Source organism: Rhizobium leguminosarum (assembly GCF_019798305.1).
GTDB lineage: Bacteria > Pseudomonadota > Alphaproteobacteria > Rhizobiales > Rhizobiaceae > Rhizobium > Rhizobium leguminosarum_U.
The window spans coordinates 192,476-206,007 of sequence record NZ_JAAXDD010000007.1; the positions used below are offsets into that span (position 1 = coordinate 192,476).

A 13,532-nucleotide genomic window follows, 5' to 3' on the forward strand; every position below is an offset into this window, starting at 1 on the left:
TGATCAAACGGGCTCGACCGTCAGGTCGCGGCCGTTGCTCGAAACCACCTTCACCTGCGTTCCGACGGGCAAGTCGGGTCCCATCACCTGCCATAGCGTATCGTCGAGGCGGATGCGGCCGCGGCCTTCGCGGATCGGTTCGTGCAGCGTCGCCGTGCGGCCGACGAGGCTAGCGCCGCGCTGATTGAGGAAGGGCTCGTCGGTCGTGGCGTTGCGCAGCGTCAGCCGGCGGCCGGCGAAGGTCGTGGCAACGGCGAGAAGCGCAAAAAGGATCGCCTGCAACTCCCAGATCCAGAAGGGGCTGTCCCAGAAGAGCAACGACAGTGCGCCGACGATCAAGGCAGCAAGTCCGATCCAGACCAGGAAGAAGCCGGGAACGATCAATTCCGCGGCGAGCAGCACGAGGCCTGCGACCCACCAGTTCCACGGACCGAGTTCGGCGACGATCTTCGCCAGCATGGCTTATCGCTCCTGCTCGGGGTTGAAAGGATTGGGGGTCGACGGATTGATCGGCGGTGTCGAGCGCGCCGGTGCGGGACGTGGACGCGGCGGCACGGGCAGCGGCGTTGACGGGCTGTTGCCGGCATCGCCGAAGACTTCGCGGGCAATGGCGCCGATGCCACCGAGCGAGCTCAGGATGGAAGAGGCTTCCATCGGCATCATCACGATCTTGGAATTGGGCGCCGAACCGATCGAGGTGAGCGCCTCGGTATATTTCTGGGCGACGAAATAATTGATGGCCTGGATGTCGCCGGCGGCAATCGCTTCAGAGACCATCTTCGTCGCCTTGGCTTCGGCCTCGGCCAGACGTTCGCGGGCTTCAGCGTTGCGGAAGGCGGCTTCGCGCTGGCCTTCGGCCTGCAGGATGGCGGATTGCTTGGCGCCTTCGGCTCTGAGGATCTGCGCATTGCGCGAGCCCTCGGCCTCCAGCACCTGGGCGCGCTTTTCGCGCTCGGCCTTCATCTGGCGAGCCATCGCATCGACGAGATCGCGCGGCGGCTGGATGTCCTTGATCTCGACGCGGGTGACCTTGATGCCCCAGGGATGCACGGCCTCGTCGACGACGCGCAGCAGCCGGTCGTTGATCGCATCGCGGTTGGAGAGCAGTTCGTCGAGATCCATCGAACCCATGACCGAGCGGATGTTGGTCATGGTCAGATTGAGGATGGCGTTTTCGAGGTTCGAGACCTGATAGGCAGCCTGCGCGGCGTTCAGCACCTGATAGAAGGAGACGGCATCGGCCGAAACGGAGGCGTTGTCCTTGGTGATCACCTCCTGCGTCGGCACGTTCAGCACTTGCTCCATCACGTTCAACTTGGCGCCGACGCGCTCGATGAAGGGGGTAATGAGGTTGAGGCCTGGCTCCAGCGTGCGGGTATAACGCCCGAAGCGCTCGATCGTATAGCGGTAGCCCTGCGGGACGGTCTTGATCCCGGCAAAGAGCACCAGGATGACGAAGATGACCAGCACGATCACGACGATGTCGAAGCCGCCGAACAGCATGAAAAATTCCTCCTATCGGCGCATGCGCGCCCGCCCAACTCATGTGGTGAGTTAGCACGTTCTTTGCGAGGAAGAAATGATGGCACAACCGGCTAGCCTCCAAGCGAAAAGGAGGTCCCGTTTCGGCTAAGTCACTGGGCTGTTTTCAGTTCCTCGTCCGATGCTGCTTTCTGAAGACGATTTCTCAGACCCAGCCCTGCAACTCACGGCGGACGACCTTTTCCAGCACGTTCATGCCCTCCTCGCCGTCGTTGAGGCAGGGGATATGCGCGAACTTCTCGCCGCCATTCTCGTGAAAGGAATGGGCGGCCTGTTCGGCAATCTCCTCTAGCGTTTCCAGACAGTCGGAGACGAAGCCGGGATTGATGACGGCGATGCGCTTGACGCCGTCCTTGGCGAGTTTCTCCACCGTCTTGTCGGTATAGGGCTGCAGCCATTCCTCCGGCCCGAAGCGGGACTGGAAGGTGACCATGAAGTTTTCCTTGGTGAGCCCGAGCCGCTCGCGCAGCAGCCGGCCGGTCTTCTGGCATTGGCAGTAGTAGGGATCGCCTTGCTTGAAATAGGACATCGGAATGCCGTGGAAAGAGGCGAGCAGCATCTCGGGCTTCCAGTCGAGGGTCGAAAGACGCCTCTCGACGGACGTGGCGAGCGCCTCGATATAGGTCTCATCGTCATGATAGGCGGGAACGGTGCGCAGCGCCGGCTGCCAGCGCATCGAGAGCAGCTTCTGGAAGGCCTTGTCGTTGACGGTGGCGGTCGTCGCCGCCGCATATTGCGGATAGAGCGGGAAGAGCACGATGCGGTCGCAGCCCTCTTCTTTCAGCGCGTCGATGCGCGAGGCGATCGACGGCGTGCCGTAGCGCATGGCCCAGTCGACCTTGACGTTATCAAGATCCTTCAAGCGCTCGGCCATCAACTCCGACTGGTTGCGGGTATAGGTGCGCAGATAACTTTCGTTCCTCTCCTTGTTCCAGATCAGCTCATAGGCCTTGCCGACCTTCTGCGGGCGGGTGTTGAGCACGATGCCGAACAGGATCGGATACCACTTCCAGGGCGACCATTCGATGACGCGGCGATCGGTCAGGAATTCCCTGAGATAGCGGCGCATCGAGGTATAGTCGGTGCCGTCAGGCGTGCCGAGATTGACCAGCAGGACACCGACCTTGCCTGACTTGACGGCCGGATGGTCCGCTGGGCGGAGTGAAATATCTGCTGTCATTCTGGCCCCAACACTCTTTTGTCCCGTCGGCTCATGCGCAGCCTCGAGGTCGTTCACCCTATAGAAAGAAAAACCGACCCGGGAAACCCCGGACCGGCCAGTGGCATCGGGACAAATCGTCTTACTTGGCGGGGACCTCGATCTCCGTGCCGACCGTCAAGTGACGCGGGTTCGGCTTGCCATTGGCATCCGAAAGCTTCCGCCACAGCGTGCCGTCGCCATAAAAGGTCACGGCGAGATCCCAGAAGGTGTCGCCCGCGGCGATGACGTGGGTGGAAGGCGTCGTCGCGGCAGGTGTGGGGGCTGCCGGTGCCGGTGCCGTTTCCGCAGCGGGTGCGGGTGCCGCTGGCGCCGGTGCCGCGGGTGCAGGAGTCGGTTCTGCAGGTGCCGCCGGCGCGGGAGCCGGTGCTGCTGGGGCCGGGGCAGCGGGCGCGGGTTCGGCAGAGGGGGCCGGAGCAGCCGGTGCAGGACTGGGTTCGGCAGAGGGAGCCGGAGCAGGCGTTGCCTGCGCCAGTTCGGTGACGCGGCCATCCGTGTAGGGCTTGTAGGGCGAATGCGCGGCGACATATTCGGCGGTCACGTCAGCAAGGTCCGGACCGTAATCATAGGCATTCTTGCCTTCTTTAAAGATCGAATAACCATCGCCGCCGGCCCGCATGAAGTTGTTGGTGGCGACTTTGTAGGTCTTGGCGGGATCGATCGGAGCGAAATTGTCGCCTTCCTTCACCTGGACATCGCCGACGCGGCTGCCGACAGGCTTCGACTGGTCGAAGGAGAACTTCAGGCCGGCGACCTGCGGAAAGCGCCCGGCGCCCTGGTCGATCTGGCTGACACCATTTTCGAGTGCTTTGACGACATCTGCGCCAGTCGTCTCAAATGTAGCGAGCGTGTTCTGGAAAGGCAGGACGGTGATGACCTCGCCCTGGGTGACCTCGCCGCCGTCGATCGAAGCACGCAGGCCGCCGCCGTTCTGGACGGCGATGGTGACACCCTGGTTCCTGGTGCGATCGAGCATGGCGTCGGCCACCAGGTTGCCCATCGAGCACTCCTTGACGCGGCAGACCTTGCGGTCGCCTTCGATCGGGCTTTCGGAGGAGCCGATCACCTTCTTGCGCAGTTCTTCGATCGGCTTTGCCAGTTCGGCGACACGGGCAAGGACAGCAGGATCAGGCGTGAAGGTCGAATCGATCAGGATCGGATCGCCCTTGGCATCCTTCACGACGCCGCTATCGTCGAAATTGACGACGAGATCGCCGAGATACTTGCTGTAGGAGGCAGCCTGGACGACCGGCACTTTATAGCCGCCGGGATTGTCGACCATGGTCGGATAGGGGCCTTCGGCCTTGGGGTCGGTGTTGGAGAGCAGGCTATGGGAATGGCCGCCGACGACGACATCGACATCCGGGATCTTGGCGATCAGGGCGAGATCGCGGGGGTAACCGACATGGGTCAGTGCGATGACCTTGTTGACGCCCTGGCCCTTCAGATCCTGAACGGCGGCGGTAATGCTCTGGACGTCATCGACGATCGTGACGTTCGGGCCGGGGGAAGAAAGCTCTGGCGTGTCATTGGTGACGGCACCGACGATACCGATCTTCTGGCCGGCGACATCGAGCACCAGCGAGGGCTTGATGCGGTCGCCGAGCTTGGAGGCGGCTGTCGCCTTGACATTCGCCGTCACGACAGGGAACTGCACCTTGTCGAGGAAGGTCGCAAGTCCGTCCTCGCTATCGTCGAATTCATGATTGCCGACGGTCATGGCGTCGAACTTCATCAGGTTCAGGAACTCGGCTTCGGCTGCTCCCTTGTAGGTCGTGTAGAAGAGCGAGCCCTGAAAGTTGTCGCCGGCATTCAAGAGGAGGACGTTCTTGCCGGATAGCGCCTGGCGGCGCTGATCGATCGCGGTCTTCAGGCGGGCGGCACCCCCGAAGCATTCCTTCTTGCCTTCCTCTTCGGCCGAGCAGGTGGAGTCGAACTTGTTGATCGATTCGATGCGCGAGTGGAAATCATTGATATGAAGAATATTGAGTTCGTAATCTGCAAAGGCGGCGCCCGTGCTCAGCGCCAGCATGGACGCGGTCAAAAGACCGAAGCTGAAAGACTTCGTCATCCCTGTTCTCCTGATTGAGGCGAAAGATCCCCCTTATCCCTCGCCGATCCCTTTCATCGTGCGCCGGGGCGGTTTCCCGGCCTGCGGATGTTCCATCAGACGATGTGCGACCGCAAGAGAAAGCTGGGCCAGGCGGGACGCTTTCCAAGGGGGCGGGACAAAAAAGCGGGGCTGCTTATCCCCGGCATTCGCCGTCGGCGGCGTTTCGGTAGAGTTCGTGCATTGCCTCTGCGATATTCGGGACCGTCGCGAGCGCGATGATCAAGCAGAGAAGGGGAAGCGAGGCGATGAAAGCGCCGGCCGGCCCGATAGGCAAGGAGCGCGCCTACATCATGGATCAGGACTGCCGGCACGGCTGACATCAATACCTGCAGCGGTTCGTCGCAATCGGGATCGGCGATGCCTTGGGCACGATATTCGTTGGCCGGCGAAACGATCGCAAGCGTCGCAAACGGCAATGCGAGCAGCCGGACGAGGTAAGAGGCGACGGCCCGCATGCTGTTAGCCTATCGCCGCATCTTTCAGCCGCGGCGGGAAAGCGTGAACTGTGCGCCGGAATCGGAGGTGCAATTGAGCTGGCTCGGGTTGACGAGGGCGCAATTGACCTTGGACTGGGTCTTGCGCACCAGCGAGGTCATGTTGATCTCCACCAGGGTCGGTGAGGTATTGATATAGGTGCCCGAGGCAAGAAGCTGGTTGCTGTCGGTCGTGCGGGTGGTGAAACTACCGCCCTGGAAGGTCGAGACGATGCCGTTCGGATCGCTCCAGTTGCCTTCGACACCAGTGGCGGCGGGCGCGGTTGCAATCGGCAGGCGACGCGGCTCTGATGAAACGCAGGCGGCGAGAGCGGCCGCTGCACCGACAAGAACGAGACCAGTTCTGATGTTCATAAGGCTTCTCCCGGCGAATCGGCGCGGCGGACAGCCGCCAAGTTCGGGCAAAACATGGCGCGCGCCCGGTATGAAGGCAAGCCTTGGAAGGGCGGCGAGCGGCATTTAGACAGCCGGCGTTACAAAAATGCCCGCCTTGCGGCGGGCATTGTCAAAGCCGTGCAGGCGTTCTCAGCGAACCAGAATGTTCCTGAACTGCCACGGATCCTTGGTGTCGATATCCTCGGGGAAGAGGCCCGGACGGCCGTCGAGTGGGGTCCAGTCGGTGTAGTGGCCCTCGACCGGGCCGAGATAGGGCATTTGCACTTCGAGGCAGCGCTTGTAATCGATCTCGTCGGCTTCGACGATTCCGGCGTTCGGGTTTTCCAGCGCCCAGACCATGCCGGCGAGGACGGCTGATGTGACCTGCAGGCCGGTGGCGTTCTGATAGGGCGCGATACGGCGGGTTTCTTCCAGCGACAGGCGCGAGCCATACCAATAGGCATTCTTCTCGTGGCCGTAGAGCAGGACGCCGAGTTCGTCGATGCCGTCCTCCAGCTCGTCCTCGTCGAGAACGTGATGGACTGGCTGCGAGGTGCCGCCATTGCCGAACATTTCATGCAGCGAGAGCACGGCGTCGTTGGCCGGATGGTAAGCATAGTGGCAGGTCGGGCGGAAGGTCACTTCGCCGTCCTTGTCGCGAACGGTGAAGAAATCGGCGATCGAGATCGACTCGTTGTGGGTGACGAGGAAGCCGTATTGCGGGCCGGGCGTCGGGCACCAGGTGCGCACGCGGGTGTTGGCGCCCGGCTGCTCCAGGTAGATCGCCGCCTTGTTGCCTTTCTTGTGCTTCTTGGCGTTCTTCGGCATCCATTCTTCATGCGTGCCCCAGCCGAGTTCCGCCGGCTGCAAGCCTTCGGAGATGAAGCCTTCGACGGACCAGGTGTTCCAGAAGACGTTGAGCGGCTTCGGATGCTTTGTGCGCTGGGTGTCGCGCTCGGCGATGTGGACGCCCTTGACGCCGAGCTTCTTCATGAGCTTTGCCCAGCCTTCGCGATCGTGCTGGTCCGGTTCGTCGAATTTGAAGCCGGTATCGTTGGCGAGGTTGACGAGCGCCTGCTTGACCAACCAGGAGACCATGCCCGGATTGGCGCCGCAGGTGGAGACGGCGGTAGCGCCGCCAGGGTTCTTCGCCTTTTCCTTGCGCATGGTTTCGCGCAGCGCATAGTTGGTGCGGTCGGCATTGCTCATGCTCTTGTCGAAATAGAAGCCGAGCCAGGGTTCGACGACGGTGTCGATATAGGGAACATCGAGTTTGCGGCAGAGCTTGATGATGTCGAGCGAGGAGGTGTCGACCGACAGGTTGACGCAGAAGCCCTGGCCTTCGCCTTCCGTCAGCAGCGGCTTCAGCAGTTCCTTGTAGTTGTCCTTGGTGACATATTCCTTGATGTGGCGAACGCCGTGCTTCTTCAGGATCTCTATGTTGGAGGGTTCTTCCCGCGGATCGATGACGACCATCCGGCTCTTGTCGAATTTGAAATGGCGCTCGATCAGGGGCAGGGTGCCGCGACCGATGGAGCCAAAGCCGATCATCACGATCGGACCGGTAATTTCGGCATATACTGGATAGTTTTGTTCCGTCATTCTTTTCTCCTGTGGAAGGCGACGAAGGCGTTCAGCCCGAAGAATTAATCTGAAATTGCCGCAGAAAGTGCGAGGTGACCGGCTCTAATCATAAAACGGCGTCACAATAAAGAGCGTTGACGGGGAAAGGCCAGATATCGAGCGGCGATAGAGGCCGGCGAAGCTGTCCTGGGGACCGGCAGCCCGCGTGGATTCGAGCTCTTTCAGAAGAGATCATCCATGATCGGCTCCTCTAAATTCAGCCCTTCAGGATTTCCAGTCCTTCGACCGCCGTCGTGACGGCAAGCTCGGTGATTTCGTATTCGGCAACGCCATGGAGGGTGATGGGATCGGCGGCGACATAGGCCTCGATTGCGGCGCGATCGCCGATTGCGAGGATGACGCCGCCGGTGCGCGGCACCTTACGGCCGGAAGCCAGAAACCAGCCCTTAGCATAACCCTCCTTCACCCAGGCCATATGAGGCTCCATGTGCTTGTTGGCTTCGTCGTTGGATTTCACATAGGTGAGCGAGAGAATGAACATAGTCAGTTCCTGATGAGGATTGCGCGGATCAGGCCGCGCAGCGAGTTGCCGATATAAAGCGCGCCGGCATCGAGATCGGCAAGTGTGATGCGGCCGACACGGGCCTGGCGCCGGCAGATGAGCTCGGTGCGCAGCACGCCGGCAAGCAGGCCGCAGGAGATGGGCGGGGTGCGCAGAATGCCGGTTCCATCGTCCAGAAAGATCGAGGTGATGGTGCCCTCGCAGACTTCATCGCGTTCGTTCAAAAGGATGACTTCATCGGCCTGATCAGGCCTGTATTCGGCCCGTGCGGCCTCATAGACCGCACGGCGCGTGGTCTTGAAGCGCAGCAGCCTGTCGGCGGAATTCAGACGGGTTTCGGCGAGGCGGGCGATCCAGGTAGTATCGGGCGCCAGGGGCACGAAAGGGACGCTCGTCACCTCGATACGGCCCTGCGCATCGAGAGTCAGGCGGATGCGCAGCGGACCGGCAGCACCTGCAACGGCTTCGTCGAGCTTGGCCGCCGCCGCGATCGGTTGCGGGAAGCCAAGGCGACGGGCGGAGCGGGAAAGCCGGGCGAGATGCAGCCGCAGCCGGATGAAGCTCTCACCAGGCTGCCACCGCAGCGTCTCGATCAGCGAAAAATCGATCATCGCGCAATCCATTGGTCGCCGACAGCGAAGCGGGCCTTGAGCAGGCATTCCTCATATTCGGCCTCGGCGGTCGAATCGAAGACAATGCCGCCGCCGACATTGAAGACGGCCCTGCCGCCCTTAATAAGCGTGATGGTGCGGATGGCGACGGAAAAACGCATAGCGCCGGTGGGCGAGATCATGCCGATCGCGCCGCAATAGGCGTCGCGCGGGACATCCTCGAGCGCATGGAGGATTTCCATTGCCCGCATCTTCGGCGCGCCGGTGATCGAACCGCAGGGGAAGAGCGCGGAGAAGATGTCGCGGATCGAAAGATCGGGGCGGAGCCTTGCCTGGACATGGCTCACCATCTGGTGGACGGTCGGATAGGTCTCGATGTCGAAGAGCTTCGGGACGTCGAGCGTGCCGACCTCGGTGATGCGGGAGATATCGTTGCGCAGGAGATCGACGATCATGCGGTTTTCCGCCTGCGTCTTGATATCGCTGCGCATCGCCTCGATGATCTCGGCATCCTCGGCGGCAGTCGTGCCGCGTTTTGCCGTGCCCTTCATCGGATGGGTCTCGATCCAGCCCTGTTCATCGGTGCGGAAGAAAAGTTCGGGCGACCGCGAAAGGATGACCGGGCCGCCAAGATCGACCAGCGCGCCGTATTTGACCGGCTGGCGTTCGATCAGCGACCAGAAGGCGGCACGTGGATCACCGTTCCAGCGGGCCTCGATCGGCATGGTGAGGTTCGCCTGATAGACGTCGCCGAGCCGCAGGTGCTTGTGGAGGCGGTCGAAGCGCTCCTTATATTTTGGGAAATCCCAGGCGGCTTTCGGAGCGGTGAGGAATTCCTCGTTTTCGAGGCGCTGTTTTGGCTGGGCAAGCGGATGCGTATCCGGCTGCGGAGCGTCGAAGACGCCGAAACAGATGAGCGGGGTGTCGCGATGTTCCCCGGCGAAGGGAGCGAGCTTTTCCTCGAAGAGGTATCCGGCCTCATAGGCCATGTAGCCGGCAAGCCATTTGCCTGCGGCCTTGGCCTGCTCCATCCGGGCAAGGCCTGCAAAGAACTCGGCGCGCGTCCTGGCAACGATGATCTCTGTCGGCTCGGCGAAAAGCATCACCTGTCCGGTCACGTCGTCGCGGAAGAGAATAGTGGGTTGGGTTTCGGCCATCGGCGGCGTCTTTTCTTGGAGCGCGATCCCTCGTCCGCCTGCCGGCGCCTCTTCCCGCTTGCGGGAAGAGGTTTGGCGTGGGGACAGGGCTGATCAGGCCGCTCGGTCCAACGCTTCCAGTTCGTCGATCAGCCTCTCGATCATCGACAGGCCCTGGCTCCAGAACGACGGGTCGGTGGCGTCGAGACCGAAAGGCTTCAGGAGTTCCGAATGATGCTTGGTGCCGCCGGCCCTCAGCAGTTCGAAATACTTCTCCTGGAAGCCTTTCTCGGCTTTCTGGTAGACGGCATAGAGCGAATTTACCAGGCAATCGCCGAAGGCATAGGCGTAGACATAGAAGGGTGAATGGATGAAGTGGGGGATATAGGCCCAGTAGGTCTCGTATCCCTCTGAAATGCTGATCGCCGGCCCGAGGCTTTCCGACTGGACGGAGAGCCAGAGTTCGCCGATGTCGTCAGCCGTGAGTTCTCCTGATTTGCGGGCGGTGTGGAGCTTGCGCTCGAATTCGTAAAAGGCGATTTGGCGCACGACCGTGTTGATCATGTCCTCGACCTTCTGGGCGAGCATCGCCTTACGCTCGCGCGTATCGGTGGTCTTTTGCAGAAGCGCGCGGAAGGTCAGCATCTCGCCGAAGACGGAAGCAGTTTCGGCAAGCGTCAGTGGAGTCTGGCACATCAGCGCCCCTTGCGCGCCGGCGAGAACCTGATGCACACCGTGCCCGAGTTCATGGGCAAGCGTCATCACATCGCGCGGCTTGCCCATGTAATTGACGAGCACATAGGGATGGGCCGAGGGAACCGTCGGATGGGCGAAGGCGCCTGGCGCCTTGCCGGGACGAACCGGGGCATCTATCCACTGTTCGTCGAAGAAGCGCCTGGCGATATCGGCCATCTCAGGGGCAAAATTGCCATAGGCCGACAGCACCGTATCCTTCGCCTCCGGCCAGGAGATGATGGCGCTGGAGGTTTCCGGAAGGGGCGCGTTGCGGTCCCAGAAATTCATCTGCTCCATGCCGAGCCATTTCGCCTTCATCTTGTAATAGCGATGCGAAAGGCGGGGATAGGCTTCGCGGACGGCCGCGGCCAGCGCGTCGACGACCTCGCGCTCGACACGGTTTGCCAGGTGGCGGCTGTCGGCGATGTCCTCGAAGCCGCGCCAGCGGTCGGCGATCTCCTTGTCCTTGGCAAGCGTGTTGGTGATCAGCGTGAAGGTGCGGATATTCGCCTTGAAGGTTTCAGCGAGCGCCGTGGCTGCCTTGCGGCGCACTTCAGGATCTTTTTCCTGCAGCCTGTTCAGCGCCACTTCGAGCGGCACTTTCTCGCCCTCAATGTCGTAGCGAAGTTCCGCCATGGTTTCGTCGAAGAGGCGGTTGAAGGCGGCCGCCGATGTCATCGACTTCTCGAGGAAGAGCTGTTCCAGCCTGTCGTCGAGCTGGTAGGGTTTATCCTTCCTGAGGTCGAGCAGCCAAGGGCGATAGCGTCCGGCGGCGGGATCATTCACCATGCAGGCGTCGATCACCGTGTCGTCGATGCGGTTCAGTTCCAGCGCAAAGAACAGGAGATGGCCGGAAAATTCGGTGATCTTGGCCTGCACGTCGCCGTAGAGCTTGCCGTTGGTCGGGTTGGTGGTGTCGGAGAAATAGGTGAGGCCGGCAAAGGAGCCGAGGCGGCCGATGATGTCGTCCAGCGCCTCATATTCCTTCAGCGCCGCGCCGATGCCCTCAGCGCCGGTCTTCGCTGCCGCCTCCGTGAGTTTGCCCTTCCACCTTTCTTCAAAGGCGATTGCGGCCTTGCCGGCCTTTTCCATGTCGGCGACAAAGGCGGTGGAGGTAGCGGAGGGATAAAGATCCTGCAGCTTCCAGACCGGCAGATCGCCGAGCGCCGGGTCGGCGGCCCCAGCTGGCACTGCTGGAGATAAAAGAAGGCCGGCGTGCGGGAGCTTGATTTTCATGGGCGCAATTCCTCTCCACTTTCATAACAGGTCTGATTGTCTACCGCATCGGCCCGAAAATCGGAATCGATTTTCGGAAAGCACGATGCGAGGATTGAAAGTGTTACAGCGTCCTTTGCGCGTCTGAAAAGACGCGCGGCGCTGTAAGCGTGCGAAGGCCTCGGATCAAGGGGTTTTCGGCGCATGAAGGGCATCGCTTCGGCACGAAAATGACCCGTTCCAATCGTTAAAATGCAATTGTTTCTCAAAACTGGATGTTCAAGCCTTCCTGTCAGAGTGCGCTTTATGGTTTCGCATGAAGTGAGGCGACAATGACCGGTTACAATGAGCTCAAGGGAGCAGGGCAAATCCTCGTGGTCGAAGACGACCCCGTGCAGCGCCGTCTGCTCAAGAACGCAATCGAGCGTCACGGCCATGTCGTGCACCAGGCGGAAAACGGCCGCATCGGCCTGGAAATGGTCAAACGCGACAGCGGCCTTTTCAACGTCATCGTACTCGACCTGATGATGCCGGAGATGACCGGCCTCGAATTCCTCGATGCGCTTCACGAATTGGGCACGCAGATCCCCGTCATTGTGCAGACGGGGCAGGGGGGCATTGAAACGGTGGTGCAGGCAATGCGCGCCGGCGCCTTCGATTTCGTCGTCAAGCCGGTCTCGCCCGAACGCATCGCCACTTCGATCTCGAACGCGATGAAGCTCGACCAGCGCGAAGTCAAGGCGCGAGCCGGACGGCGGTCGCGCTCAGGCTCGGTAGGCTTCGACGATATCGTCTCGGCAAGCCCGGCGATGCTCCGCGTCATCGATCTCGCCCAGCGGGCGGCTCAGTCCAACATTCCCGTCGTGCTCGAAGGCGAATCCGGCGTCGGCAAGGAGCTGGTGGCGCGCGCCATCCAATCCGGAGGCGACCGCTCGAACAAGCCTTTCGTCACCGTCAATTGCGGGGCGATCCCGCATAATCTGGTCGAGAGCATTCTCTTCGGTCACGAGAAGGGTGCGTTTACCGGCGCGACCGAGCGCCACATCGGCAAATTCATGGAAGCCGATGGCGGCACCATCTTCCTCGACGAGATCGGCGATCTGCCGCTCGAAGTGCAGGTAAAGCTCTTGCGTGCCGTGCAGCAGGGCGAGATCGAGACCGTCGGTGCGCGCACCGCGCACAAGGTCAATGTCCGACTGATCTCGGCGACCAATAAGGATCTGATCGAGGAGGTCAAGAACGGCCATTTCCGCGAGGATCTCTATTATCGCCTCAATGTCTTCCCGATCACCATTCCGGCGCTGCGCAAACGCAAGGAAGACATTCCCAATCTGGTGCGCGTCTTTGCTGAGCGCTTCTCCAGCGAGCAGAAGAGTGGTCGCCGCATGACGGTGAATGCCGGCGCGCTGGCGTTGCTGACCGCTTATGACTGGCCGGGCAATATCCGCCAGCTTGAAAACGCCATCTTCCGTGCGGTCGTTCTGGCCGAAGGGCCGGAACTGACCGAGGCAGATTTCCCGCAGATCGCCGCCCAGCTTCCGGAATACGATGTGGTGGATCACCTGGCCCTCGTTGCCGACAATACCGGCCTCGATCCCGACGATAGCTATGGCGAGGACTTCAGGGCGTCGATGTCGGGAGAGGTGCATCACCGCCTGTCCGAGGTTTCGGAAAATGCGATTGCCAGCGTCAATCCTGCCGGAGACGTGCGCAGGCTTGCCGATGTCGAGGAGGAGCTCATCCGATTCGCGCTCAAATTCTATCGCGGGCAGATGAGTCAAGTCGCGCGCAAGCTCGGTATCGGCCGGTCCACACTTTATCGCAAACTCAAGGATTACGGCATAGACCCTGACAATCCCCAGAAAGATGCGGCCTAAGCGCTTTTCGTTAAGATTAAGGCAACCACGTTTTGTTACTAGTCATAAACCACTTGTTAGTGGCGCGTT

At 61.2% G+C, this 13,532-nt stretch carries 11 protein-coding genes and 1 pseudogene; 1 reads left to right on the plus strand and 11 read right to left on the minus strand.

Features of this window, described 5'->3' with window-relative positions; translation table 11 throughout:
- Positions 1 to 3: 3 nt before the first annotated feature.
- The 11 genes and pseudogenes from HFO99_RS14465 to HFO99_RS14515 all read right to left on the minus strand — a co-directional run bounded on the left by HFO99_RS14465 (position 4) and on the right by HFO99_RS14515 (position 11,607).
- A complete protein-coding gene (locus HFO99_RS14465; protein ID WP_222361900.1) occupies positions 4 to 459 on the minus strand; it encodes an NfeD family protein in 456 nt (151 codons plus the stop codon).
- A gap of 3 nt (positions 460 to 462) precedes the next feature.
- Entirely contained in the window at positions 463 to 1,503 is a 1,041-nt protein-coding gene (locus tag HFO99_RS14470) for an SPFH domain-containing protein (RefSeq protein ID WP_011653489.1), read from the minus strand.
- A gap of 184 nt (positions 1,504 to 1,687) precedes the next feature.
- Positions 1,688 to 2,722, minus strand: a complete 1,035-nt coding sequence (hemH, locus tag HFO99_RS14475; RefSeq protein WP_222334166.1) for a ferrochelatase — start codon at positions 2,720 to 2,722, stop codon at positions 1,688 to 1,690.
- A gap of 121 nt (positions 2,723 to 2,843) precedes the next feature.
- Entirely contained in the window at positions 2,844 to 4,832 is a 1,989-nt protein-coding gene (locus HFO99_RS14480; protein ID WP_222361903.1) for a bifunctional metallophosphatase/5'-nucleotidase, read from the minus strand.
- A gap of 175 nt (positions 4,833 to 5,007) precedes the next feature.
- Positions 5,008 to 5,329: pseudogene (locus HFO99_RS14485) on the minus strand (hypothetical protein).
- A 24-nt stretch (positions 5,330 to 5,353) separates the two neighbouring features.
- Positions 5,354 to 5,722, minus strand: coding sequence for an outer membrane lipoprotein Omp10 (omp10, locus tag HFO99_RS14490; protein ID WP_222361905.1), 369 nt, complete (start codon positions 5,720 to 5,722; stop codon positions 5,354 to 5,356).
- A gap of 171 nt (positions 5,723 to 5,893) precedes the next feature.
- Complete coding sequence (locus HFO99_RS14495; RefSeq protein ID WP_222361907.1) at positions 5,894 to 7,345, minus strand: homospermidine synthase; 1,452 nt, start codon at positions 7,343 to 7,345, stop codon at positions 5,894 to 5,896.
- A 238-nt stretch (positions 7,346 to 7,583) separates the two neighbouring features.
- Complete coding sequence (locus tag HFO99_RS14500) at positions 7,584 to 7,868, minus strand: YciI family protein (RefSeq protein ID WP_222361909.1); 285 nt, start codon at positions 7,866 to 7,868, stop codon at positions 7,584 to 7,586.
- A 2-nt stretch (positions 7,869 to 7,870) separates the two neighbouring features.
- Positions 7,871 to 8,500: an aminotransferase class IV family protein gene (locus HFO99_RS14505; RefSeq protein ID WP_222361911.1), complete on the minus strand. Its 630-nt coding sequence runs from the start codon at positions 8,498 to 8,500 to the stop codon at positions 7,871 to 7,873.
- Positions 8,497 to 9,657, minus strand: a complete 1,161-nt coding sequence (locus tag HFO99_RS14510; RefSeq protein ID WP_222361913.1) for an aminodeoxychorismate synthase component I — start codon at positions 9,655 to 9,657, stop codon at positions 8,497 to 8,499. The genes HFO99_RS14505 and HFO99_RS14510 overlap by 4 nt, the downstream gene beginning before the upstream one ends.
- 93 nt (positions 9,658 to 9,750) lie before the next feature.
- A complete protein-coding gene (locus HFO99_RS14515) occupies positions 9,751 to 11,607 on the minus strand; it encodes a M3 family oligoendopeptidase (protein ID WP_222334172.1) in 1,857 nt (618 codons plus the stop codon).
- A gap of 311 nt (positions 11,608 to 11,918) precedes the next feature.
- On the opposite strand from HFO99_RS14515, the gene HFO99_RS14520 reads away from it, so the two are divergent.
- On the plus strand, positions 11,919 to 13,463 hold the full coding sequence (locus tag HFO99_RS14520) for a sigma-54-dependent transcriptional regulator (protein ID WP_222361915.1): 1,545 nt from the start codon (positions 11,919 to 11,921) through the stop codon (positions 13,461 to 13,463).
- The last annotated feature ends 69 nt before the right edge of the window (positions 13,464 to 13,532 follow it).

Excerpts from the sequence above, each read along its gene's own strand:
- HFO99_RS14500 (WP_222361909.1), bottom strand. The coding sequence starts at position 7,868 with ATGTTCATTCTCTCGCTCACCTATGTGAAATCCAACGACGAAGCCAAC.
- omp10 (WP_222361905.1), bottom strand. The coding sequence starts at position 5,722 with ATGAACATCAGAACTGGTCTCGTTCTTGTCGGTGCAGCGGCCGCTCTC.
- HFO99_RS14510 (WP_222361913.1), bottom strand. The coding sequence starts at position 9,657 with ATGGCCGAAACCCAACCCACTATTCTCTTCCGCGACGACGTGACCGGA.
- HFO99_RS14470 (WP_011653489.1), bottom strand. The coding sequence starts at position 1,503 with ATGCTGTTCGGCGGCTTCGACATCGTCGTGATCGTGCTGGTCATCTTC.
- HFO99_RS14520 (WP_222361915.1), top strand. The coding sequence starts at position 11,919 with ATGACCGGTTACAATGAGCTCAAGGGAGCAGGGCAAATCCTCGTGGTC.
- HFO99_RS14505 (WP_222361911.1), bottom strand. The coding sequence starts at position 8,500 with ATGATCGATTTTTCGCTGATCGAGACGCTGCGGTGGCAGCCTGGTGAG.
- hemH (WP_222334166.1), bottom strand. The coding sequence starts at position 2,722 with ATGACAGCAGATATTTCACTCCGCCCAGCGGACCATCCGGCCGTCAAG.
- HFO99_RS14465 (WP_222361900.1), bottom strand. The coding sequence starts at position 459 with ATGCTGGCGAAGATCGTCGCCGAACTCGGTCCGTGGAACTGGTGGGTC.
- HFO99_RS14495 (WP_222361907.1), bottom strand. The coding sequence starts at position 7,345 with ATGACGGAACAAAACTATCCAGTATATGCCGAAATTACCGGTCCGATC.
- HFO99_RS14515 (WP_222334172.1), bottom strand. The coding sequence starts at position 11,607 with ATGAAAATCAAGCTCCCGCACGCCGGCCTTCTTTTATCTCCAGCAGTG.
- HFO99_RS14480 (WP_222361903.1), bottom strand. The coding sequence starts at position 4,832 with ATGACGAAGTCTTTCAGCTTCGGTCTTTTGACCGCGTCCATGCTGGCG.